Raw genomic sequence first — 20,435 nt, forward strand, 5'->3', positions numbered from 1 at the left:
TCCGATCGCGCCATGCGTGACCGGGGCAGGGGCGGGCCGTGCAGCGCTGCCGCACGACCCCTTGGGTTTCAGACGATCAGGCGCCCGGGTTGCAGGTGCCGAGGTTGCCGCCCGCGAACATCGGGTTGTCCGGCTCGTACCAGACCTGCTGAACCGGGGTCTGCTCGACCACTTCGAGCAGGTCGAACTCGGAGGTCGGGTTTTCTTTGCCGCGCACCACGAGCACGTCCTTGAAGCACTGGTGGTCGTCACCGCGGTAAAGCACCTGGCCGTTGCCGAGACCGTCGAAGAGGAAGCCCTTGTTCGCCGGACTGTCTATGCCGGGAAGCGAGCTGTCGCCACCGACAAGGGCCTCACCCACGGCGCAGGGATCGAAGGAGCCGGCGCGCTGTACGGCATCCGCATAGAGCAGGGTTTGTACGTAGCAGGTATGGGCGGCCTGGCTCGGCGGGAAGCCGTACTTGGTGCCGAAGCTCTTCACGAAGGCCTTGGACCCCTCGTCCTGCAGCGACCAGTGCCAGTTGGTGGAGCCGTAGATCCCCTTGACGTTCTCGCCGGCGCCTCGGGCCATCAGACGCGAGTAGAGCGGCACGACGATTTCGAAGTTCTTGCCGTTCACGACCTTGTCGCGCAGGCCGAACTGAACGGCGTTGGTCAGCGAGTTCACCATGTTGCCGCCGTAGTGGTTCAGGATCAGCACGTCGGCGTCCGTCTGCAGGATCGGCGTGATGTAGGAGCTGAAGTCCGTTGCGGCGAGCGGCGTGCGGACGGTGTTCACCGTGGTCCAGCCAAGAGCCTCGGTTGCGGCCTTGATCGACTCCTCCTGGGTCCAGCCCCATGTATAGTCGGCCGTCAGGTGATAGGCCTTGCGATCGGATCCGTATTGCTTGGCCAGCACCGGCGCCAGCGCCGCGCCTGACATGTAGGCGTTGAAGAAGTGGCGGAAGCCGTTCGCCTTCTTGTCCTTGCCGGTGGTGTCGTTGGAGTGGGTCAGGCCCGCCATGAAGATCACCCCGGCCTCTTGGCAGAGGCCCTGCACGGCCACGGCGACGCCGGAGGACGAGCCGCCGGTGATCATGATCGCGCCGTCCTTCTCGATCATCGATTTCGCCGAGGCGCGGGCGGCATCGGACTTGGTCTGGGTGTCGCCGGTGACGAAACCCACCTTCATGCCGAGAATGCCGGTGCCTTCCAGCGCCTTCGAGCTGAAGGTATTGAGCATGCCTCCGTCGCCTTCGCCGTTCAGGTGCTCAACCGCAAGCTGATAGGCGCGCAGTTCATCGGCGCCTTCGTCGGCATAGGGGCCGGATTGCGGAACGTTGAACCCGAGGGTCACGCTGCTGCCCGACGGCTGGTTGGTAAAGGCCCTGGCTGCCGAGGTGAATATCGTCGGCAGGGCCAGCCCGGCTCCTCCCATGACGCCGGTCTTTATCACTCCGCGGCGTGTCAGTTTATTGGACATTGAGTTCCTCCCTTCAAATGGGTGCGGCAACGCCTCCTCCGCGCTCCGCTTACACATGTCGTGCAAATGAATGATCGCACCATAGTCGAAAAGCAGGCAACAAATGCTTTTGATTGCTTGATTTTTTTGTAAACAAATACACAATGGAGTATCTGTTGGTGTAAACAAATTCTATTGCGCTGCAGAAAAACATTGATTTGGCAGGGAAAACCGCGGGGGCGCGATGCCAAGGAGTACATTGACCGGTACGCGGATCCGGGAACGTCGGATGATGCGCGGCATGCGGCAGGCGGAACTGGCGCGTGAGGCGGGTATTTCCGCGAGCTATCTGAACCTGATCGAGCACAATCGCCGCAGAATCGGCGGCAAGCTTCTACTGGCGATTGCCGCTGCCCTTGAGGTTGAGCCCTCGGCTCTGTCTGAAGGTGCCGAAGCCGCCATGCTCGCTTCGCTCCGGCAGGCGGCTGCCGACCGGCCCGAAACCGAAGCGGAACTGGACCGCGTGGAAGAATACGTTGGCCGCTTTCCGGGGTGGGCACGTCTGACCGTGGCGCAGAGACGCAGGTTGGGCGCCCTGGAGCAGGCGGTCGAGGCCTTGACGGACCGTCTGACGCACGACCCGCACCTGGCGGCATCGATGCACGAGGTCCTGTCGACCGTGACGGCGATCCATGCCTCGGCGGAAATCCTGGTGGCGGAAAAGGCCCTCGAACCGGAATGGCGGGATCGCTTTCACCGCAACATCGCCGAGGACAGCGCACGACTGGCCGAAGGCGCGCGCCGGCTGATCGCGGAACTCGATGCGGGGAACACGCGGGAGGCGGCCCTTTCGGCGCCTCAGGACGAGGTGGCGACATTTCTGGCGTCACGGGATTATCATTTTGCATCACTGGAAGGCGGCGCGGCGCCGGGGGCGGTGGATGCCATCCTGGAGGCGGGCGCGGCACAGCTTACCTCGGCCTCGGCCCGCCTGATGGCACGACGTGCATTGGAAGCCTATGCCCGCGACGCGGTAGGCCTGCCGCCAGGGGAGGTGGCGGCTGCAATCCCGCAGGATGGTCCATTGGATCCGGCAATGCTGGCCGGGCGTTTCGGGGTTGATACCGGGCGGATGATGCGGCGCCTCGCGACCCTGCCGGTCGAGATGGTGGAGGGGCGGGGGCAGGCGCCGCTCGGGCTGGTGGCCTGTGATGCCTCTGGCACGCTGATCTTTCGCAAGCCGCTGGAGCGGTTTCCGTTGCCCCGTTTCGGTGCAGCCTGTCCGCTTTGGCCGCTCTTTCAGGCACTCAGTCGGCCCATGATGCCCATGCGGCAGGTGGTTCGCCTCGCTGGCCGTACAGAAGGTCTCTTTGTCACCCATGCCATTGCCCAGCCCGCCGGCCCGCAATTGCCGAACCGGGATCCGATGTTCGAGGCGCATATGCTGATTCAGCCGGTCGCCCCGGCGGTGGTCAGGGAAGACATGCCGCGCATCGGCGTGACCTGCAGGATATGTCCGAAACCGGAGTGCAGGGGACGTCGAGAGCCATCAATTATGGCAGAAACGCCATGAGGAAGACACGCAAAGGTTGCAATTTGCGCCTGAATGCCGATTAGTCCACCGACGCAGGTTTCCGACGGCACCCCGCGAGTGACACAGGCAAAGGCAAAATTCCAGCTTCGGCATATGTGACACTTCCCTGTCAGGGGAGAAGGCTGCTAACTGAACCGTGATTGCTCTGCAGGGAGGGAGGACCCAATGGGCAAATCTGTTCTCGTGATCGAGGATGAACCCAACATAAGCGAGGCCATAAGCTTCATCCTGTCCCGGGATGGTTGGCACGTGGCGACCCATTCGAATGGGGTTGATGCGGTGCAGGCAGTGCAGGCGCGCCGGCCGGACCTCGTCATTCTGGACGTGATGCTGCCTGGGCGGTCCGGCTACGACATTCTTCGCGATCTGCGCGCGGGTGCGGAAACTGGAGATCTGCCGATCCTTATGCTGACGGCACGCGGGCAGACGCGGGATCGGGTGATGGCCGAGGAAATCGGGGCCAGCCGCTTCATGACGAAACCCTTCTCCAACGCCGAGGTGCTGGAGGCCGTCAACGATCTGATCCGGTCATGAGCGCGCGACCACCCGGGCCCGTCTTCCTTGAACGCCGTGGCTATCGGCAGCGGCGCCTGATCGATGCGCTGAGGTTGCTGCCCCTGCTTGGGCTCATCCTGCTCGCGGTGCCCATGTTGTGGTCGCAGGAGGCCGAAGGGGGCGTGCCGGCGTCACGGGCGATCATCTACATTTTCGGAACCTGGGCCGGGCTGACGGTGGCCACGTCGATCATTGTGCGAAAACTGACGGATCAGGCCGTCGAAGGCTTCGATGCCGGCCTGCCTGCGATATCGCAAGCGCCATTGACGCCGCAAAAGGTCCTTCTCCAGCAGCTTGTGCCGCCGGAGGATGGCAGCGCGGGTCGCGACGATCCGGCAGACCCCTGATGGCGTCGCTCAATCTCCTGATCGGCGTTTGCCTGGTTTATGCCGCCTTTCTCTTTCTGGTGGCATTCGGAGCAGAGCGGGCCGCGAAGAGAGGCCAGTCAGGATGGTTGCGCTCCCCTGCGGTTTACACATTGTCACTGTCCATCTACTGCACGGCCTGGACGTTCTATGGCGCGGTCGGCTATGCGGCGCGATCCGGGCTGGAGTACCTTACGATCTACATCGGACCGTCACTGGTGATGATCGGCTGGTTCTGGGCGCTTCGCAAGATCGTGCGGATCGGGCGAAGCCAGCGGATCACCTCGGTCGCCGACATGATCTCTTCGCGGTACGGCAAGTCGAACCTGCTCGCTGTGCTGGTTACATTGATCGCGGTGATAGGCACGACACCCTATATCGCCCTTCAACTTCAGTCTGTTACCCAGAGTTTTGCCGTTTTCGCCGGGGCTGATCCGACCATCCCCGAACCGAAGGGCAACCGGGCGACGGCCCTCTGGATCGCAGCGGGGCTGGCGGCTTTCACGGTGCTGTTCGGGACACGCAACCTTGATGCCAACGAACGCCACCACGGTGTGGTCATGGCCATCGCTGTGGAGGCTGTGGTCAAGCTCTGCGCTCTGCTTGCCGTGGGAATATTCGTGGTCTGGGGGATCGGTGGCGGGGTGTCGGAGACATTGACCCGTATCGACGCCTCTGCCCGACTGGGTCATTGGCACATGGCGAACGGACGCTGGTCCGGTCTCATCTTTCTGTCCGGAGCGGCCTTGCTGACGCTGCCCCGCATGTTCCAGGTCCTGGTAGTCGAAAACGAGGATGAACGGCATCTGCGCACGGCATCCTGGGCGTTTCCCGCCTACATGATCGCGATGAGCCTTTTCGTGATGCCGATCGCCGTCGCGGGGCTGGCGCAACTGCCGGCGGGATCAAACCCCGACATGTTCGTGCTCACCCTTCCTTTGTCCGAAGGGCACACCGGTTTGGCCGTCTTTTCGTTCATCGGCGGCTTCTCCTCGGCGACATCCATGGTGATCGTGGCGGCGATCGCCCTATCGACAATGGTGTCGAACCACGTGGTCATGCCGATCTGGCTTGCCTCGCAGGGAGGCGCAGGGGGCGCCATGGTTTCGGGTGATGTGCGCAACGTGGTGATAACATCCAGGCGTCTGTCGATCATCGGAGTGCTTTTTCTCGGCTACCTCTATTACCGCGTGACGGGGGGCGGTTCCGCACTCGCGGCTATCGGTCTTGTCTCCTTCTCTGGTGTCGCCCAGTTCCTGCCCGCGATGATCGGCGGCATCTTCTGGCGCGGCGCCGCGCGGAATGGTGCGCTCGCCGGACTGGTGGCGGGCTTTGTGATATGGCTCTGGTGCCTGTTCCTGCCTTCGTTCGGCGATGGCGTCGTGCTGCCGGCCAGTGTCTTTGCCAAGGGGCCCTGGGGGATCGGATGGCTGCGCCCCTATGCGCTTTTCGGGATCGAGGGGCTCGATCCGCTGGTGCATGGCGTTCTCTGGTCGATCCTGATCAATTCCATCGTGTTCACGCTGGTTTCGCTGCTCTCCTTTCCATCGCCGATGGAGCGGCTGCAGGGAGCCCAGTTCGTCAATATTTTCCAGTATTCGGAGGGGCCGCGGGGGTGGGCCGGCGGCACGGCCCAGAGCGAGGACCTGATGATCATGTCGCAGCGCCTGCTGGGCGCCCGGGAGGCTCAGAGCCTGTTCCAGGCGGAAGCGGCGCGGCAGGGGGTGCAGGGCTATCTGCCGGAACCAACGGCAGAGTTCCTGCAGAAACTGGAGCGGGAGCTCTCCGGCTCCGTCGGAGCAGCCACCGCACATGCGATGGTCGGGCAGATCGTCGGGCGTGCCGCCGTGTCGGTGGAAGATCTCATGGCTGTGGCCGATGAAACGGCGCAGATCATGGAGTATTCAAGTCAGCTCGAGGCCAAGTCGGCGGAACTGACCCGAACCGCCCGTCAGCTGCGTGTGGCAAACGAGAAACTGACCCAGCTCTCCCTGCAGAAAGACGCATTCCTCAGCCAGATCAGTCACGAATTGCGGACCCCGATGACCTCCATCCGGAGTTTTTCGGAAATCCTCCGGGATTCTGCGGAGCTGCCGGAAGAGCAAAAGGTCAAGTATGCCCGTATCATCCACAATGAGGCCGTGCGCCTGACGCGATTGCTCGATGACCTGCTGGATCTCTCGGTTCTGGAGAACGGGCAGGTCAGTTTGAACATCACACGTGCGCGCCTCGGCGACATCATCGATCATGCCGTCGCCGCGACGGGGTTGGACGGTAAAGGGCTGCGTCTCCGGCGGGATCGGATCGGCGAATCGCATTGGGTGCAGACGGACACCGATCGTCTGTCGCAGGTCTTCATCAACCTGATCGCGAATGCCCGAAAATACTGCGTTGCCGATACCCCCGAACTCAGGATCGTGGCACGTCAGGTCGGCGCACACCTACAGGTTGATTTCATAGACAATGGAGAAGGTATTGAGACCTCGCAACAGTCTATGATATTTGAGAAATTCTCTCGGATAGGAGAACAGAAAGCTGGCGGGGCGGGCCTCGGGCTGGCGATTTGCAGGGAAATCATGGTGCGTCTCGGCGGATCCATTTCCTATCTGCCGGGACAGGGAGGTGCCGCTTTTCGTGTCACCTTGCCTATCCGCGCTGCAATGGCAGCACAATGAGTGAATCTTAAAGGCAATGGTAACCATCCGCCCCCTACAACCATGAGGATTGTCCGCGAAAGGCGGTGGCGGAGTATATGGCGAACGGCAATTCAAATGCAGTGCTGCGCAGAAAGGCGGTAGCTGCGCGCGAGGTCTACCAGGCCCGGGCGATGTCGCCTGTTAAGGCTCTGCGGCTCGCGTTGTCCAAGAGCGCGGATGAACTGCTGGATCTCTCCCTCGTGGTGAGATCGGCCGAGTATGAGTTCGTGACGGTCGAGCAGATGCTCGAGATGCTGTCCGACGAACAACTCCTTATCTTGCTTGATGGGGCCGACAACAGCTCTGGCGTGCTGGGCTTTGATCTGTCCACAACGGCGGCCCTCGTCGAGCAGAGCACGATGGGGCGGGTCAGCCCACTGGAGCCGGACCCTCGGCCGACCACGGCAACGGATGCGGCCCTGGTGGCGCCGGTGATCGATGATGTCCTCCTGCGCCTTGCGATGATGCTGGAAGGCGAGCGCGACATGCACTGGGTGCCGGGATATTCCTTTGGCGTCCGGATCGAGAACAAGCGCTTGCTTGCCCTGGCTCTCGAGGCGCCGGATTTCCACGTCTTCCGCCTCAACCTGGACCTTGGTGGCGTCAAGCAGGGCAACATGGTCTTGGCCCTGCAGGACCGCGCCAAGCTCAGTGACCTGGAGCTTGATCTGCGGGATGGCACCGCCTCCAAGGCGAACCTTGGCGATGCGGTCATGGGTGCGCCTGCCTCGATTGACGCGATTCTTCATCGCGTCAGCCTGCCTCTCTCCGAGATCAGCCGCCTGAAGGTCGGTGACCTGATCCCCGTGCCGCGAGAGGCGCTCTCGGAGACACGACTGGAAGCAACCGGACGTGGCACTTGCCTCGGGCATGTGCGCCTGGGGCAGGTCAACGGGTTCCGTGCCGTGCGGCTGACGATGGAGGAGCTTGCCGAGGCACGCAACATGGTGGGCGGCCGAATGGACGAAAGCTTCGGCAGCACGGACCAAGACGGCTCGATGGAAGGATTTCAGCAGGACGAGGGCGGCTACCCGGATCTCCCCGGACTTCCTCCGCTGGCGCCAGCAATGGAAGATAGCGGGTTTCCCGATTTGCCAGCCCTCGACGACGGTGATCTGCCGGATCTGCCGCCGCTCGGTGGCGATGCCTCGTCCTTTGATGATGATCTTCCACCGCTCGGGGACCTGGCTCCGATGGGGGATTTGCCGCCGCTCGAGGATTTGCCTGACCTCTCGGATTTGCCTGAGCTGGGGGGGGATGACGACGGATTTCCTTCGATGTCGATGGCCGACCTCCCTGATCTACCTCCGCTCGACGACTGAGCCTGTCGCGTAGAAACAAGAACGCCCGGTCACCTTTCGGTGCCGGGCGTTCTTGCCTGTTTCACAGGAACGGATCAGCCTGCGATCTGCTCCAGTCGGGGGCGCAGGCCAGACAGGTCGTACCCGGCTCCTGCCGCCGCGCCGAGGGTCTCTTCGACCCCGGCTCCGGCCGTCACCTGGCCAAGGGACCAGACGACCGAACTCCGGGTTCCCGAGGCGCAATAGGCCAAGACCGGCCCGGCGGCGGTCTCGATCAGTTCCTTCTGACGTGCGATGTTCTCGGGGGTCATCGTATCATGTGTCAGCGGAAGCACAGCGAAATCGATCCCCGCGGCCTTTGCGGCCTCTGCCATCGCGGCGGCCTGCAGCTCGGGCGGGTTCTCGACATCGGGACGGTTGCAGATGACCCGCGCAAAACCGGCGGCCTTGATGGCCGAAAGATCTTTGATGTCGATTTGCGGGGTGACGGAGTAGCTTGGGGTGATCTGACGAATATCCATATCCGAATCCTATTCTGCGGGGACGTAGCTGTCCAGCCGGGCGCGCAAGGGCGGCGCCAACAGCATACCGCCGAGCATCGCGACGAGGAAGACGATACCAGGCCAGCCGCCGAAGCTGAGCGACGCCACTGCCGGACCTGGGCAAAAGCCGGCAAGACCCCAGCCGGCACCGAACAGCACGGAGCCGATGATCAGCTTGCGGTCCAGCTCCTGCATCGGGGCAGGGGGGAAGGAGGACCCCGCAAGCGGCCGGCGCGTGATTTTGGTCAGCTGCCAGGCGACTGCCATGGGAATAATGGCACCGCCCATGACGAAGGCCAGCGTCGGATCCCAATTGCCGAAGACATCGAGCCAGCCTTGGACCTTTTCGGTGTTGGTCATGCCAGAGATATAGAGGCCGGCACCGAAGAGTGAGCCGGCGATCAACGCGATGAGCTTTTGCATCAGATCACTCCCAGGATGTGGCGGAAGAGGACGATCGAGACGCCGCCAGCCAGGATATAGAAGACGGTGGCAACCATGCCCCTCAGTGAAAGGCGCGAAATCCCGCAGACGCCGTGCCCTGAGGTGCAGCCGTTGGCGATACGCGTGCCGATGCCCACGAGAAGCCCGGCGGCAACAAGAACCCAAACCGTTTGTGTCGCGTGTGTTTCTGGGTGACCGACAAAGCCCTTGAGGATCATCGGCGTGCCGAAGACGCCGGCCAGAAACAGGGCACGCTCTAGCCAGTTGGAACGGCCGGAACCGTCAACCAGCCCGCCGATGATGCCGCTGGCACCCATGATGCGGCCATTTCCAAGGAGGTAGACAGCTCCTCCCAGCCCGATCAGCAGGCCGCCGATCAGACCGTAAATCCAGTCGATTTGCATGTGAGTTTCCCTCAGAGAATAGGCGGCCCCGCGGGGAGCGGGCCGCCCGGTTTGTTCAGTGCTTTGGCGCGCCGAGCTTGTTGACTGGCACCTTCAAAAAGACATCACCCTTTTCATCGGGCTCGGGCATGTGACCCGCCCGCATGTTCACCTGCAGTGACGGGATGATCAGCTTGGGCATTGCCAGGGTCGCATCGCGGCTGTCGCGCATCTTGATGAAGTCTTCGGCAGATTTTCCCTGCCCAACATGGATGTTCAGAGCCTTCTGCTCGCCGACGGTCGTCTCCCATGCGTATTCGTCGCGGCCCGGGGCCTTGTAATCGTGCCCCACGAAGATGCGTGTCTCGTCGGGAAGCGCCAGGATCTTCTGGATCGAGCTGAACATCACCTCTGAAGAGCCGCCCGGAAAGTCGCAGCGCGCCGTGCCGAAGTCGGGCATGAACAGCGTGTCGCCCACAAAGGCCGCATCGCCGATGACATAGGTCAGGCAGGCAGGCGTATGTCCGGGGGTGTGAAGCACGTCGACGCGCATCTGTCCGATATGGACAGCGTCGCCCTCGCGGAAGAGCTGGTCGAACTGGCTGCCGTCACGTTGGAACTCAGTGCCCTCGTTGAAGACCTTGCCAAAGGTATCCTGGACCACGGTGATCTGGTCGCCAATGCCGATCTTGCCGCCGAGCCGCTCCTGGATATAGGGCGCGGCCGAGAGGTGGTCGGCGTGGACATGTGTTTCGAGAAGCCACTGAACATCCCAGCCCTTCTCCTTGATGAACGCGATGATCGCGTCGGCGGAACGGGTGTCCGTCCTGCCGGAGGAGTAGTCGAAATCCAGCACGGAATCGACCACGGCGCAGGCGCTGCCCTGAGGGTCGCGCACAACATAGGAAATGGTGTTCGTCGCTTCGTCAAAGAACGCGGTAACGTCGGGTTTCATAGGGACCTCCTGATCTCTTGGGTTTACATATAGCATAAATGGAATGTGATGCAAGGGTGATGGCACTTTCACGTGCAAGTTTTTCTTTGGTCGCACTCTGCCGCTTTGGGTATAGTTCAGGAGCCGGATCCGGATGGAGGACCGACCGGCCTTGTCACGCAAAGAGAGGAATATTTCGCAGCGTTCCACTGCGCTGCGGCATTTTCTTCCCAGTCTAGGAGGAGACCACGACATGGCACCCATCACACTACAGGAGCTCGACCGGAAATACTCTGACGTGTCCACTCTGATTTCGGGGACCCAGCCGGGCGCAAGGCATCTCCATCTTTCCAAGTTGCACGAGTTGATCGGCGACTATTCCCGCAAGGGGCTTTCCGTTCCGCCTGCTTTGCGCCAGATGCAGGAAGATTTGACCAATGAAGCGATTGAATCTCGTTTCGACAACATGCCGATCTGAGACGACCGATAGGTAGGTTCCCTGTGGGGAACGACCGAAAAGCGGCCCGCCACGGTCATTTCGTGGCGGGTTTTTCATGGCAGGACGGCGGGGGAGAGGCGGTAATTCCTGCATAAGGTGAATTGCAGATGTCGGAAATTATGTTGGATTACCAACGAGTTTCGCTGCTGTGCGGCATTGCCCGATTGCGTGCCTCCGTGACGTCTTTGCCGAATCGCAAGCTCACCTCGGCGTAGGAGAGCGACTGGCGCTCGGGCGCAGCGCAGCCTAAATTCGGCCCCGTCCTGCGGAAATTTGCCTAAAAATTGCCTTTGGGGATCGACGTGAGGAAAGCGGCGCGAGACGCGGTCGTTTAGCCCATGGAAATGCCGAAGATCACCATCATGAGGCCGATCACCGACAGGAACAGGCCACCCATGTTGAAGGGCATTGCCTTGCCGATGGCGACACGCATCTCGGTGTCTTCGAGATTGGCGCGCTTGGCACGCATGACCATCACGATAGACCAGACAAGCGAGCAGAGCCCGATTGCAGAGAGAGCTGCGCCAGTCCAGATCAGCCAGTCCATGTGTCTATCCCGTTCCTGATGAGCCGTTGCCGGGGCGGAACCGGCATGTTTGCCTGCGCCTAAAGGAGGAAGCGCTTCGTTGCAAGCCTCGGGGCGGCGCATTAGACCCTTGCGGCAGGCACCGCCGGTCGTTAGCAAAGGACGCTGCCGCCGCCGGAACGCAATTCAGGGACGCAAGGAAGACCCATGGATCTCGAAGAAGAAACGAAGCTGGAAAACTACCGCGTGACAGCTGGCGAGCTGCGCCAGTTCATAGAGCGCTATGAGCGGCTCGAAGCCGAGAAGAAGGACATCGCGGATCAGCAAAAGGAAGTCATGGCTGAGGCCAAGGGCCGCGGCTATGACACGAAGGTCATGCGCAAGGTCATCGCCCTGCGCAAGCGTGATGCCAACGACATTGCCGAGGAAGAAGCCGTCCTCGAGATGTACAAGGAAGCGCTCGGGATGAGCTGAGCGATTACGGGTGTACCGGCGGGGCAGGGGCCCGGCCGGTTGCCCGTGGGGACGAGGAACCTGAATATCAGGTCTGCAGCATGGTGATGCCCGGCATCGCCTCAATCTTGAGAAGGTCTTCCTCGTAGCTGTCGGTCATCGCTCCAACCGTCTCCTCGGTCCAGCCGGGCAGATCGATTTCTTGTTCGATGGCCTCGGGAATGACAAATTTGTCCAGAAAGGCCACCATGGCCTGACGCCGCTGGTCTTCGGTCAGGTTTGGATGTTCCGCCTCATAGGCGATGAGGGTGGCGATGCCTTCTTTCGACATGATCTCGCGAACGACTGCAAAGGCGCCGTTCATCCTCGCGCCCCGAAGCGGCATGTTTCCGATGCGGTGGAGCAGCTCGTTCCAGAGAAGTGGCGTATCCTCGTTGCACCAGACGGTGATGGGCAGGTTCGGAACGGCCTCGCGAATCCGCTGAAGCATTTCGGACCAGCGCAGGCTGAAGGCGTTTGTCTGGCCGAGGAACGCTCCGAAGTCGGTTTCAGGGGAGGCGTCGAATACCTCGGGCAAGTAGGTGGCGGGATTTCGCAGCGCCAGGTACAATTCGACCTCATCGTCCTGCCGCGAGAATATTGAACAGAAATCTGCGAGCTTCTGCTCTGCACGTTCGTAAAAGCGGTTGTTGCTGACGGCGAGCTTGGGGACGCAGAAGAAATTGTCGTGGGACAAGACCACGCGCGACATGCCCGTTTGTTCCACCATCAGGCTCAGCAGGTTGTCACGGACCAGCGGAGCAGCGGGCGCTTTGGCAACCTCCTGCATGGCATCACGCAATTGTCTGCGGTACCGCGAGGGGCCAGGCACGGCCGTGCCGATTTCCATCAACTCGGCCTTATTGCGGAGCAGGCACTTGATCATCCGGTCTTCGTCTGTGGCGTGCACGCCGGCATGAAGGACAATCTGCATCTCTACCTCGCTCTGGCTCTCATCCGGCCGCTTGCGTCGGATACCACCATGTCGGGGCCAGGGAGTCTGATCTTCTGGCTGCGGGGCGGCGGCTCCGACTTGCTTTGACGATGTTTATACGGGGGCCATCTGGACAGGCAAAGCGGTTTCGGGCAACGAAGCCACATGCAGACTGCTCCGAATGCCTCCAAGGCCACATCCAGCGCCTCCGGACCCCTGAACGGCACCCCACGCGGGTCCGGCCCCGCGGTCTTGCGCCGGCTGCCCATTCCATCGCCCTGGTCGATCGGCGCGCTGCTTATCGCAATGGTTGTCATGGGGCCGATCATCTCGGTGATCTGGACGGCCTTTCACCCCGAGAACAACATCTGGCCTCATCTCGTGGCAACGACACTGCCGCGCTACCTGGCGAATTCTGTCATCCTGATGATCTGTGTCGGGGGATTGACAGGTGCCATCGGCACCGGGGCGGCCTGGCTCGTCACGCGCTATCGGTTTCCTGCCGCCTGCTGGCTTGAATACCTTTTGCTGCTGCCGCTTGCGATCCCGGCATATATCGGTGCCTACGCGCTTGTCGACTTCCTGGAGTACGCAGGGCCTGTACAACGCGGCCTGCGCCAGGTGTTCGGATGGTCCTCTGCGCGGGATTACTGGTTTCCGGAAATACGCTCGATGGGCGCCGCGATACTGGTCCTGTCTGCCTCTCTTTATCCCTATGTCTATCTGCTCTCCCGGGCCGCATTCCGCGAGCAATCCGCCGGTGGCGAAGAGGTTGCCCGTTCTTTGGGGACAGGAGCCTTCGGTCGTTTCTGGCGCATCGGGCTGCCGATGGCACGTCCGGCCATCGCCGCTGCCATTGCAATCGTGATGATGGAGACCGTGAATGATTTCGGCACGGTAGATTATTTCGCCGTTCAAACGCTGACCACGGGTGTCTTCTCTGTCTGGCTTCAGAGCTACAACGCCGGGGGCGCCGCACAGATCGCCTGCGTGATCCTCGGCCTCATCATCGTTCTCGTCATTCTCGAGCGTGTCAGTCGCCGGCGGCAAAGGCATTATGCCTTGTCCAGCCGTCACCGCCCGGTCGTCCGGCAAGAGCTTGTCGGCTGGCTGGGCTGGGCGGCGACCCTTGCCTGCGTCCTGCCCTTCGCGATGGGGTTTCTTTTGCCGTTCTTGGTAATTCTCTCGCATTCCTTCGGTCAGTTCGCGTCAGGGTTCAGCGATCCGGCGCTGATCCGGGCCTTTGGCCATACGCTCTGGGTCTGCGGCCTGGCCTCGGTGATTACTGTCCTGGCTGCGGTCTTTCTCGTCTATGGCGTGCGTCTTTCCGGCGCGATGCTGCCGCGCCTCCTGATGCCGATCACGACCATCGGCTATGCCGCGCCGGGCGCCGTTCTGGCGGTTGGCATCCTCATTCCACTGGCCGGGCTTGATCATCAGCTGGCCGACGCGATCACCCGGATTACCGGAACGGATCCGGGCCTGATGCTGACCGGCACCAGTTTCGCCATCATCCTTGCCTATTGCGTACGCTTCTTCGCCATTGCGCAGGGGGCGGCAGATGGGGCGATGGGGCGCGTATCACCGTCGCTGCCAATGGCGGCGCGGTCTCTCGGGCGAGACCGGGGCGCGGTATTGCGCGAGGTCTACTTCCCCCTGATCCGTGGATCTCTGGCCTCGGCACTGTTGCTCGTTTTTGTCGATGGCGTGAAGGAATTGCCGGCGACACTGCTGCTGCGCCCTTTCAATTACGACACACTCTCGACGCGGGTCTATGAAAAGGCGAGCCTCGAGCAACTGGGCCAAGCGGCCCCCGCAGCCCTTCTTGTCATGCTGGTGGGCCTTTGCGCGGTTGCCCTTCTTGCATGGACAAACCGCTGAACCGACACGGCGATGATGTTCTGAAACCTCTTGATCGGCCTGCCTCATCCGCGTAAACGGTCGGCCAATGCCCCTATAGCTCAGCTGGTAGAGCAACTGATTTGTAATCAGTGGGTCCGCGGTTCGAGTCCGTGTGGGGGCACCAGAAATCATTGAAATTGCTGTGCTTTCATGGTGTTATTGGGGAAACACTACACGAACGCTACACATTGGGGTGTGGCGGGAATGAGAGTCGTCTTGGAAAGAAAGCACCTGAAGCCGTCGACGGAGATGGCAAATGCCAAGTGCCGGAGACGCGTTCCTGAGGATCTGAGAGATGTCTTTGGACGGTCGGCTTTCGAGTGGTCCCTGAACTCGAAAAACCCGGAGGTTTATCTCAGGAACCACGATATCGAGCATCAGCGGTTCGAGGCCATGGCCGCCTGCAAGACGACGGTTTCCGGTGATCAGATAAAATGGGAGATGGCGCAGAAGGCCGCTATCGACCACGGCTTGGCGAAGCCTTCGGATATCCGGATTTGTCCGGTGGACATGGAGGCCGAGCAGGGGCGTTTCCAGCATCAACGCAGGCTATCCAGTCCGAAGCTGTCCAGCTGCCCCCTCAGCAACGGGCCGCGAAGCTTTCCAACAGGCCCGCCAAGAGATCCTTCGATCTTCTCCTAGGGGCATCGCCGGGCGCCTCGACGGCTGCACCGATCATGCTGAACCTGATCGCCCAAGTATTCCCGGAGAAAGTTGCGGGGGATTGGTCTGAAAGCCTCCGGGCCAATATCCCGAGCTATGGCACGAAACTGAACGACGCCCCGGATGCGCTCGAAGCCGAATGGCGCGAGACTGCCGAGCTGCTCGAACTGGCGACCCCGATGCCGACGGTCGACCGGTCCCTGATCGGCGAGACAGGTGCCGCGGGGCAAGTGCAGAGCGTGCCGGACATGCCTCTCTGAAGAAACACGCCGCGCCAGGGCATGGCCTGGCGCGGCAAACCCTGCGGGTGGATGCGGCCCCGGCGAATGGCGTCCGGTAGGTTTCAGGTGATATCCGCAAGTTCGAGCACATGCGCCGCAAGAGGCATCCCAGCCGGGGATCGGCGTGCCGAGGCACCTTTTCTCCTGTGCTGGAGGCGGCCAGGGGCGAAAGTTCCAGCCGTGGATCTTCATGGTTCCTCGGCCAAACCAAGCAATGGGCCCAGACATCTCGTGGGATCCAAGTCTTCGGACGACAGGCTGTTTCAGCCGAAAACGGCCGACCGACGCCATGCCGATGATTGACCGACTATTATTGTCGGGTTAGGCAGCGCTCATAGGTACCGACCCGCAGGCAGGCATCCGTGAAACGCTCTCGCAACAGCGAGAGCCCGTCAGGAGCGAGACGCCTTGGGACATCACGCGACCGAACTCACCAGACATGACCAATGTACCGGAGCGCCGATTTGCCTCGGCGATCTGCACGGGCATGTCGAAATGGTTTCACATGGCACGATGGAGGCATTTGCCCGGAACAGCGATGGTCACAAGGGCATGCTTCGTGTCGGGGCCTTCCCCTTTGCGCCGGGGCAGCCGGGCTGGATCTACGGGATATCTCCCAAGCGACCGTTGGTCGCGGAGGGCTCTGCGCCGGGCAGGGGCAAGTCCCTGGTGCGCTTGCCGGCTCCCGAGATCTACGGCGCTGCCGTTGCCCGGGCGGTTGCGAAGCTGTCGGATCCCGCGTCGGAGCTGCGCAAGGTCGTCCTCGCACGCGCCCTGGAATATCTCACCGATCGCCCCGTGGATCCGCTTGCCGTGGCAGAGCGCCTCGGTCGCGACGCGCATGTCACGAGCTATGCCCTGCCTCTGCCGCGACCGGAGGGCACCCCGGAGTGGTTGGTGGGGGCCACGCCGGAGGTGCTGCTGGAGAAGCGCGGGGCTGAGGTCATGTCGCATCCTCTGGCGGGATCTGCCCGGCGCAGTGCCGACACCCAGGACGACGCGCGGATCGGGGCCGATCTGCTCAATTCCGACAAGGACCTGGCCGAACATCGGCATGTGGTCGAGTATATTCACGATGTGCTCCTGCCATTCTGCGCGACGCTGGACGTGCCGGCCCGACCCTCGCTTCAACGCACGGCAAGCATGTGGCACCTGGGCACGGAAATCCGTGGCAGGCTGCGGGATCCGGAGACGCCCTGCCTGACCCTGTTGCGCCGCCTGCACCCGACGCCCGCAGTGGCGGGCGCGCCGCTGGCACCGGCGCTTGAGCTGATTGCCGACTGCGAGCCGGAACCTCGCGGATTTTACGCCGGCACGCTGGGCTGGCTCGACGCAGAGGACAACGGCACCTGGTACGTGACGCTGCGCTGCGCCGTGCTCGACGGATGCCGTGCACGCCTGCATGCGGGCGCGGGCATCGTTGCGGCCAGCACGCCCGAAGCCGAGATCGCCGAGACGCGCGCGAAATTCACCGCCATGCGTGATGCGCTTGGCATCGACACGACCCTCTGACCGGAGACACCATTGAGCCTGCCCCGAATTCCAGATTATGCGCTGCCCCGTGACCTGCCGGTTTCGCGCGCTCCCTTCGTGCTCGCGCCGGCCCGGGCGGCGCTGCTGATTCACGACATGCAGTCCTATTTTTGCGCGGCCTACGGAGAAGATGCCCTCCTGCGGGGAGAAAGTGCCCTGGCACAGGCCGTGCCGGCAATCGGCCGGATCGCCAAGGCGGCCCGGGCCATGGGGATTCCGGTTTTCTACACCGCACAGAAGGGCGACCAGTTCGGGCCAGATCGCGGCCTTCAGGGCGCGCTATGGGGCCCCGGGATGCGCGCGATTGTCGAACATGAGCAGATCATTGCACCACTCGCCCCGCAACCGGGGGATATCACGCTCCTCAAGCACCGCTACAGCGCCTTTCAGCGTTCAAACCTGGATCATCTCTTGCGGGCGCGGGGGCGGGATCAGCTTCTGATCACCGGGATCTACGCCCATATCGGATGCCTTGCGACGGCCACGGAGGCCTTTCAACGCGATATCGAACCCTTCTTCGTCGCCGATGCGCTGGCCGATTTCTCGGAGGCGAGGCACAGGCAAGCCGTTGACTGGGTCGCGAATTGCTCGGGCGTCGTGCTGGGAGCCGAGCAGGTGATTGCAAGCCTGGGGGATGGACCATGCGATTGACTGGTTTCGACGGAGAGGCTGCCCTGGTCGCCGGGGCGGCAGGCGGGATCGGCCTTGCCGTGGTGCATGCGCTGTCTCAGGCCGGGGCGCGGGTCCTGGCCACCGACATGCCGGGCGCGATCAGGACGGCGCCGGAGATCGACGGGGTGACCTGGCGCGCGCTGGACGTTTGCGCGGCAGGGGAGGTGGAGGCCTGCGTCAGCGACGCGACCGCGATGTTCGGTACGTTGCGGATGGGCGTCTTCGCTGCCGGTATCCTGGCCGAGGGCGCATTGCTCGAGACCACTGCAGAGGACTGGCAGCGGGCCATCGACGTGAACCTGACCGGGGCCTTCAATGTGACCACGGCCCTGGGCCGCCACATGGTGCAGCAGGGGCAGGGCAGCCTGGTCGCGATCGGGTCGAACTCTGCCGGCATCCCGAGGCTCGCCATGGGCAGCTATCCTGCGAGCAAGGCGGGGCTGCACATGTTTATCCGCTGCCTCGGCCTGGAACTTGCCCCCAAGGGAGTGCGCTGCAACATCGTGGCGCCCGGCTCGACGTTGACCCCGATGCAGACCGGCATGTGGGCGGATGACTCCGGGGGCGCCGCGGTGATCGAAGGCAACCTCTCCCGACACAAGACCGGCATTCCGCTCGGCAAGCTCGCGACGCCGCAGGACATCGCGGCCAGCACGATGTTCCTGCTGTCCGAACAGGCCGGACACGTCACCATGGCGGATCTCTACGTGGATGGCGGCGCGACGCTGAAGGCCTAGAACATGTGTCGCTTAGGGCGGGCCCCGCCAGCGCGGGGCCTGTCCGTGATGACGGGGATTGGCGCCTCCGGTCAGGTCCCGGCGTTGCCGTTCAATTCTTTCAGGCCCTCTTCGAGCAAGCGGATCGTGGCGTCGTAGGTATTGCCCGACTTGGGAAAATGAACGCGCTGCGACCGGTAGAATTCCAGCCAGCTCTCCAGCGTATCCAGCGGGTAGGTGTTGAACCAATCCCCTGTTCTCAGTGTGAAAATACCGGCGTCGCGGTCGATTTTGCAGTAAACGTCTCGCATGGTTGCGTCTTGGCTCTGCCGCGGGGAAAACTCAAGGGTCATTTGGTGTCGGCGCTGGCGGAGGGCGCGAGGCCGGGGTGCCTAGGCGACGGCACCCGGGCGTCGCTCCGGGGGGCGTTTCGCTCTCGCCGGTTTCTAACAATGTTGCAACATTCGCCCGCTTTGCTCGCTCTGCGGCGGAGATGGCACAGGCCCTCCGGTGCTCCTTCAATCACTCCGGAGAGGTGGCGATGACGATAGACTGGATGTCCGGCATGGGCATGGAAATTCTGCGAAGGCCGCTGAACAGGATCGTGCTGCCGGGAACGCATGATTCAGGCAGCTATGCCATTACATCGAACAGCACTCCGACACCGTCGGCCGATGACGGCATGAAACTTGCCGGTAATTTGCATCTCTCCGCGATCCCCGCGTGGTCTCGGGCGCAGGGCGTTTCGCTGGCAGAGCAGGTTCGGCGGGGCGCACGTTTTCTCGATCTCAGGATCTATCAGCGCGATGATGGTAGCTTCTGGCTCCACCACAGCTTCTTTTCCACGCCGCTTCTCGAGGAGCTGCATGCCCTGCGAGAGGTCGTGCGCTCACCGCAGTTTGTCGGAGAGGTCCTGATCATCGACATTCCGTTGACCGGTGGGGATTACGTGGTCGACCACGAAGCCCTGGCCGACATCCTCTGGGACAACCTGGGCAGCTGCATGTTCGGCCTCGGCGATCTGTCACCGGGCGATACTCTGATGTCCTTCACGAGCGCCGGCTGCAATGTAGTTCTGCTCTATTCCAACGTGCGTCGGCACCTGGGAACCGACTTTCCCTACTGGAGCCGCGAAGCCCGGCTTCGGTCCCACTGGTTCAACCTTCACGATCTCTCGGCGCTGAGCAATGCCATGTCGGAGGAACTGGCGGCGCCGCGCGATCGGGACGTGTTGCATTGTCTGCAAGCCATCCAGACGCCGGATGTCGCGACTGCGGCAAAAGGCCTGGTGCCGGGGATGCCCGGGTCACTGGAGGCGCTGGCTGCGCAGACGAATCCCATGACGGCCAGCCTGATAGACAGCATTGGCCCGGGAGCTCCGGCGACCCCGAACATCGTCATGATGGACTTTCTCGATGCGGGATCAGCCAGCAACCTCGTTCAGGTCTGCCGGGACCTGAACAGGTGAGACTTCCTGGGGAGGGGCGGAGCACAGGCTCGGCCAGGGGCGTTTCAGGACGCTGTCGCAATGCCACTCACCGAGCAGGAGGTGCCCGGTCATTATCTCGACATGCGGGACGTCGAAGGAGCATGATCGGGGAGTGGATGCCTGCAAGCGCAGGGCCGAGAGATATCACGACAGCATCGCGTTGATGAAAGCCTCGAGGCCTGCGCCTGCACGGACCCGACCGAGGGGCGCGGGAAGGTTGCAGCCGATCACCCAAGGCCAGGCGACCCGCCGTACCAGGAGCCGATCCGGCGTGGTACGCTGCTGCGGCGTGCCCGGATCGGACCTGGCTGCAGGACCAATAGGGAGAGGGCCTTCCGTCCCGCGATGAGGGTCATCGGCAAGATGTGCTGTGCCCCTGCAGGGCCGGGGACGGCCCGCCTGCGGGCACCGTGCCGCTCATCGGATGGTGACAGGCGTCGTGGTCATGGCGGCCCGCTCTACGGTGGGACGGA

The 20,435-nt window shown here is 62.6% G+C and carries 22 protein-coding genes and 1 tRNA gene; 15 read left to right on the forward strand and 8 right to left on the reverse strand.

Annotated features, from left to right (window positions below):
• Positions 1-76: 76 nt before the first annotated feature.
• A complete protein-coding gene (locus AC0WR5_RS06140; protein WP_475867670.1) occupies positions 77-1,462 on the reverse strand; it encodes a substrate-binding protein in 1,386 nt (461 codons plus the stop codon).
• 223 nt (positions 1,463-1,685) lie between these two features.
• Between AC0WR5_RS06140 and AC0WR5_RS06145 the strand changes: the two genes are divergently transcribed.
• From AC0WR5_RS06145 to AC0WR5_RS06165, 5 genes are all read left to right on the forward strand, one after another.
• Entirely contained in the window at positions 1,686-3,014 is a 1,329-nt protein-coding gene (locus AC0WR5_RS06145) for a short-chain fatty acyl-CoA regulator family protein (protein ID WP_475867671.1), read from the forward strand.
• Positions 3,015-3,200: 186 nt separating this feature from the next.
• Positions 3,201-3,569 carry a response regulator transcription factor gene (locus AC0WR5_RS06150; RefSeq protein ID WP_475867672.1) on the forward strand — a complete coding sequence of 123 codons (369 nt, stop codon included), beginning with the start codon at positions 3,201-3,203 and terminating at the stop codon, positions 3,567-3,569.
• Positions 3,566-3,937, forward strand: a complete 372-nt coding sequence (locus AC0WR5_RS06155) for a hypothetical protein (RefSeq protein ID WP_475867673.1) — start codon at positions 3,566-3,568, stop codon at positions 3,935-3,937. The genes AC0WR5_RS06150 and AC0WR5_RS06155 overlap by 4 nt, the downstream gene beginning before the upstream one ends.
• Positions 3,937-6,630: an ATP-binding protein gene (locus AC0WR5_RS06160; RefSeq protein ID WP_475867674.1), complete on the forward strand. Its 2,694-nt coding sequence runs from the start codon at positions 3,937-3,939 to the stop codon at positions 6,628-6,630. Before AC0WR5_RS06155 ends, AC0WR5_RS06160 begins: the two co-directional genes overlap by 1 nt.
• A gap of 77 nt (positions 6,631-6,707) precedes the next feature.
• Entirely contained in the window at positions 6,708-7,973 is a 1,266-nt protein-coding gene (locus AC0WR5_RS06165; RefSeq protein WP_475867675.1) for a FliM/FliN family flagellar motor switch protein, read from the forward strand.
• A gap of 74 nt (positions 7,974-8,047) precedes the next feature.
• Here AC0WR5_RS06165 and AC0WR5_RS06170 read toward each other — a convergent pair whose 3' ends face one another.
• Genes AC0WR5_RS06170 through AC0WR5_RS06185 form a run of 4 tightly spaced genes read right to left on the reverse strand, consistent with a single transcriptional unit; the run spans position 8,048 to position 10,276 of the window.
• Positions 8,048-8,473, reverse strand: coding sequence for a protein tyrosine phosphatase family protein (locus AC0WR5_RS06170; RefSeq protein WP_475867676.1), 426 nt, complete (start codon positions 8,471-8,473; stop codon positions 8,048-8,050).
• Between the two features lie 9 nt (positions 8,474-8,482).
• The gene (locus AC0WR5_RS06175; protein WP_475867677.1) at positions 8,483-8,917 is read right to left on the reverse strand and encodes a DUF6691 family protein; all 435 of its coding nucleotides are present in this window, start codon (positions 8,915-8,917) and stop codon (positions 8,483-8,485) included.
• Positions 8,917-9,342 carry a YeeE/YedE family protein gene (locus AC0WR5_RS06180; protein WP_475867678.1) on the reverse strand — a complete coding sequence of 142 codons (426 nt, stop codon included), beginning with the start codon at positions 9,340-9,342 and terminating at the stop codon, positions 8,917-8,919. The genes AC0WR5_RS06175 and AC0WR5_RS06180 overlap by 1 nt, the downstream gene beginning before the upstream one ends.
• A 55-nt stretch (positions 9,343-9,397) precedes the next feature.
• The gene (locus AC0WR5_RS06185) at positions 9,398-10,276 is read right to left on the reverse strand and encodes an MBL fold metallo-hydrolase (protein ID WP_475867679.1); all 879 of its coding nucleotides are present in this window, start codon (positions 10,274-10,276) and stop codon (positions 9,398-9,400) included.
• A gap of 232 nt (positions 10,277-10,508) precedes the next feature.
• Here AC0WR5_RS06185 and AC0WR5_RS06190 point away from each other — a divergent pair, with 232 nt between their 5' ends.
• Complete coding sequence (locus AC0WR5_RS06190) at positions 10,509-10,733, forward strand: hypothetical protein (RefSeq protein ID WP_475867680.1); 225 nt, start codon at positions 10,509-10,511, stop codon at positions 10,731-10,733.
• A gap of 352 nt (positions 10,734-11,085) precedes the next feature.
• Here the strand turns inward: AC0WR5_RS06190 and AC0WR5_RS06195 are convergent, their stop codons facing one another.
• Complete coding sequence (locus tag AC0WR5_RS06195; protein ID WP_475867681.1) at positions 11,086-11,301, reverse strand: hypothetical protein; 216 nt, start codon at positions 11,299-11,301, stop codon at positions 11,086-11,088.
• A gap of 186 nt (positions 11,302-11,487) precedes the next feature.
• Between AC0WR5_RS06195 and AC0WR5_RS06200 the strand changes: the two genes are divergently transcribed.
• Positions 11,488-11,754, forward strand: a complete 267-nt coding sequence (locus AC0WR5_RS06200) for a DUF2312 domain-containing protein (RefSeq protein ID WP_475867682.1) — start codon at positions 11,488-11,490, stop codon at positions 11,752-11,754.
• A gap of 67 nt (positions 11,755-11,821) precedes the next feature.
• Here AC0WR5_RS06200 and AC0WR5_RS06205 read toward each other — a convergent pair whose 3' ends face one another.
• Positions 11,822-12,706, reverse strand: coding sequence for a hypothetical protein (locus tag AC0WR5_RS06205; RefSeq protein WP_475867683.1), 885 nt, complete (start codon positions 12,704-12,706; stop codon positions 11,822-11,824).
• Between the two features lie 165 nt (positions 12,707-12,871).
• On the opposite strand from AC0WR5_RS06205, the gene AC0WR5_RS06210 reads away from it, so the two are divergent.
• The 7 genes from AC0WR5_RS06210 to AC0WR5_RS06240 all read left to right on the forward strand — a co-directional run bounded on the left by AC0WR5_RS06210 (position 12,872) and on the right by AC0WR5_RS06240 (position 18,494).
• Positions 12,872-14,587 (forward strand): ABC transporter permease, encoded by a 1,716-nt coding sequence (locus AC0WR5_RS06210; RefSeq protein ID WP_475867684.1) that lies wholly within the window; start codon positions 12,872-12,874, stop codon positions 14,585-14,587.
• Between the two features lie 69 nt (positions 14,588-14,656).
• Positions 14,657-14,732: transfer RNA gene (locus tag AC0WR5_RS06215), tRNA-Thr, on the forward strand.
• An 80-nt stretch (positions 14,733-14,812) separates the two neighbouring features.
• Positions 14,813-15,250, forward strand: coding sequence for a hypothetical protein (locus AC0WR5_RS06220; protein ID WP_475867685.1), 438 nt, complete (start codon positions 14,813-14,815; stop codon positions 15,248-15,250).
• Between the two features lie 35 nt (positions 15,251-15,285).
• Positions 15,286-15,531 (forward strand): malate:quinone oxidoreductase, encoded by a 246-nt coding sequence (locus AC0WR5_RS06225; protein ID WP_475867686.1) that lies wholly within the window; start codon positions 15,286-15,288, stop codon positions 15,529-15,531.
• Positions 15,532-16,047: 516 nt separating this feature from the next.
• Entirely contained in the window at positions 16,048-17,064 is a 1,017-nt protein-coding gene (locus AC0WR5_RS06230) for an isochorismate synthase (RefSeq protein ID WP_475867687.1), read from the forward strand.
• Positions 17,065-17,076: 12 nt separating this feature from the next.
• The gene (locus AC0WR5_RS06235) at positions 17,077-17,736 is read left to right on the forward strand and encodes an isochorismatase family protein (RefSeq protein ID WP_475867688.1); all 660 of its coding nucleotides are present in this window, start codon (positions 17,077-17,079) and stop codon (positions 17,734-17,736) included.
• Positions 17,727-18,494, forward strand: coding sequence for an SDR family oxidoreductase (locus AC0WR5_RS06240; RefSeq protein WP_475867689.1), 768 nt, complete (start codon positions 17,727-17,729; stop codon positions 18,492-18,494). Before AC0WR5_RS06235 ends, AC0WR5_RS06240 begins: the two co-directional genes overlap by 10 nt.
• 71 nt (positions 18,495-18,565) lie before the next feature.
• Here AC0WR5_RS06240 and AC0WR5_RS06245 read toward each other — a convergent pair whose 3' ends face one another.
• On the reverse strand, positions 18,566-18,784 hold the full coding sequence (locus AC0WR5_RS06245; RefSeq protein WP_475867690.1) for a hypothetical protein: 219 nt from the start codon (positions 18,782-18,784) through the stop codon (positions 18,566-18,568).
• 230 nt (positions 18,785-19,014) lie between these two features.
• Between AC0WR5_RS06245 and AC0WR5_RS06250 the strand changes: the two genes are divergently transcribed.
• A complete protein-coding gene (locus AC0WR5_RS06250; RefSeq protein WP_475867691.1) occupies positions 19,015-19,941 on the forward strand; it encodes a phosphatidylinositol-specific phospholipase C domain-containing protein in 927 nt (308 codons plus the stop codon).
• The last annotated feature ends 494 nt before the right edge of the window (positions 19,942-20,435 follow it).

The sequence above is a fragment of the Pseudooceanicola sp. DL12 genome, assembly GCF_056270665.1.

What these genes read in the sequence shown, in the direction of transcription:
- AC0WR5_RS06150 (WP_475867672.1), top strand. Translation starts at nt 3,201, where the DNA reads ATGGGCAAATCTGTTCTCGTGATCGAGGATGAACCCAACATAAGCGAG.
- AC0WR5_RS06165 (WP_475867675.1), top strand. Translation starts at nt 6,708, where the DNA reads ATGGCGAACGGCAATTCAAATGCAGTGCTGCGCAGAAAGGCGGTAGCT.
- AC0WR5_RS06195 (WP_475867681.1), bottom strand. Translation starts at nt 11,301, where the DNA reads ATGGACTGGCTGATCTGGACTGGCGCAGCTCTCTCTGCAATCGGGCTC.
- AC0WR5_RS06205 (WP_475867683.1), bottom strand. Translation starts at nt 12,706, where the DNA reads ATGCAGATTGTCCTTCATGCCGGCGTGCACGCCACAGACGAAGACCGG.
- AC0WR5_RS06230 (WP_475867687.1), top strand. Translation starts at nt 16,048, where the DNA reads ATGGTTTCACATGGCACGATGGAGGCATTTGCCCGGAACAGCGATGGT.
- AC0WR5_RS06160 (WP_475867674.1), top strand. Translation starts at nt 3,937, where the DNA reads ATGGCGTCGCTCAATCTCCTGATCGGCGTTTGCCTGGTTTATGCCGCC.
- AC0WR5_RS06190 (WP_475867680.1), top strand. Translation starts at nt 10,509, where the DNA reads ATGGCACCCATCACACTACAGGAGCTCGACCGGAAATACTCTGACGTG.
- AC0WR5_RS06180 (WP_475867678.1), bottom strand. Translation starts at nt 9,342, where the DNA reads ATGCAAATCGACTGGATTTACGGTCTGATCGGCGGCCTGCTGATCGGG.
- AC0WR5_RS06185 (WP_475867679.1), bottom strand. Translation starts at nt 10,276, where the DNA reads ATGAAACCCGACGTTACCGCGTTCTTTGACGAAGCGACGAACACCATT.
- AC0WR5_RS06245 (WP_475867690.1), bottom strand. Translation starts at nt 18,784, where the DNA reads ATGCGAGACGTTTACTGCAAAATCGACCGCGACGCCGGTATTTTCACA.
- AC0WR5_RS06155 (WP_475867673.1), top strand. Translation starts at nt 3,566, where the DNA reads ATGAGCGCGCGACCACCCGGGCCCGTCTTCCTTGAACGCCGTGGCTAT.
- AC0WR5_RS06170 (WP_475867676.1), bottom strand. Translation starts at nt 8,473, where the DNA reads ATGGATATTCGTCAGATCACCCCAAGCTACTCCGTCACCCCGCAAATC.
- AC0WR5_RS06250 (WP_475867691.1), top strand. Translation starts at nt 19,015, where the DNA reads ATGACGATAGACTGGATGTCCGGCATGGGCATGGAAATTCTGCGAAGG.
- AC0WR5_RS06140 (WP_475867670.1), bottom strand. Translation starts at nt 1,462, where the DNA reads ATGTCCAATAAACTGACACGCCGCGGAGTGATAAAGACCGGCGTCATG.
- AC0WR5_RS06200 (WP_475867682.1), top strand. Translation starts at nt 11,488, where the DNA reads ATGGATCTCGAAGAAGAAACGAAGCTGGAAAACTACCGCGTGACAGCT.
- AC0WR5_RS06220 (WP_475867685.1), top strand. Translation starts at nt 14,813, where the DNA reads ATGAGAGTCGTCTTGGAAAGAAAGCACCTGAAGCCGTCGACGGAGATG.
- AC0WR5_RS06175 (WP_475867677.1), bottom strand. Translation starts at nt 8,917, where the DNA reads ATGCAAAAGCTCATCGCGTTGATCGCCGGCTCACTCTTCGGTGCCGGC.
- AC0WR5_RS06240 (WP_475867689.1), top strand. Translation starts at nt 17,727, where the DNA reads ATGCGATTGACTGGTTTCGACGGAGAGGCTGCCCTGGTCGCCGGGGCG.
- AC0WR5_RS06225 (WP_475867686.1), top strand. Translation starts at nt 15,286, where the DNA reads ATGCTGAACCTGATCGCCCAAGTATTCCCGGAGAAAGTTGCGGGGGAT.
- AC0WR5_RS06145 (WP_475867671.1), top strand. Translation starts at nt 1,686, where the DNA reads ATGCCAAGGAGTACATTGACCGGTACGCGGATCCGGGAACGTCGGATG.
- AC0WR5_RS06210 (WP_475867684.1), top strand. Translation starts at nt 12,872, where the DNA reads ATGCAGACTGCTCCGAATGCCTCCAAGGCCACATCCAGCGCCTCCGGA.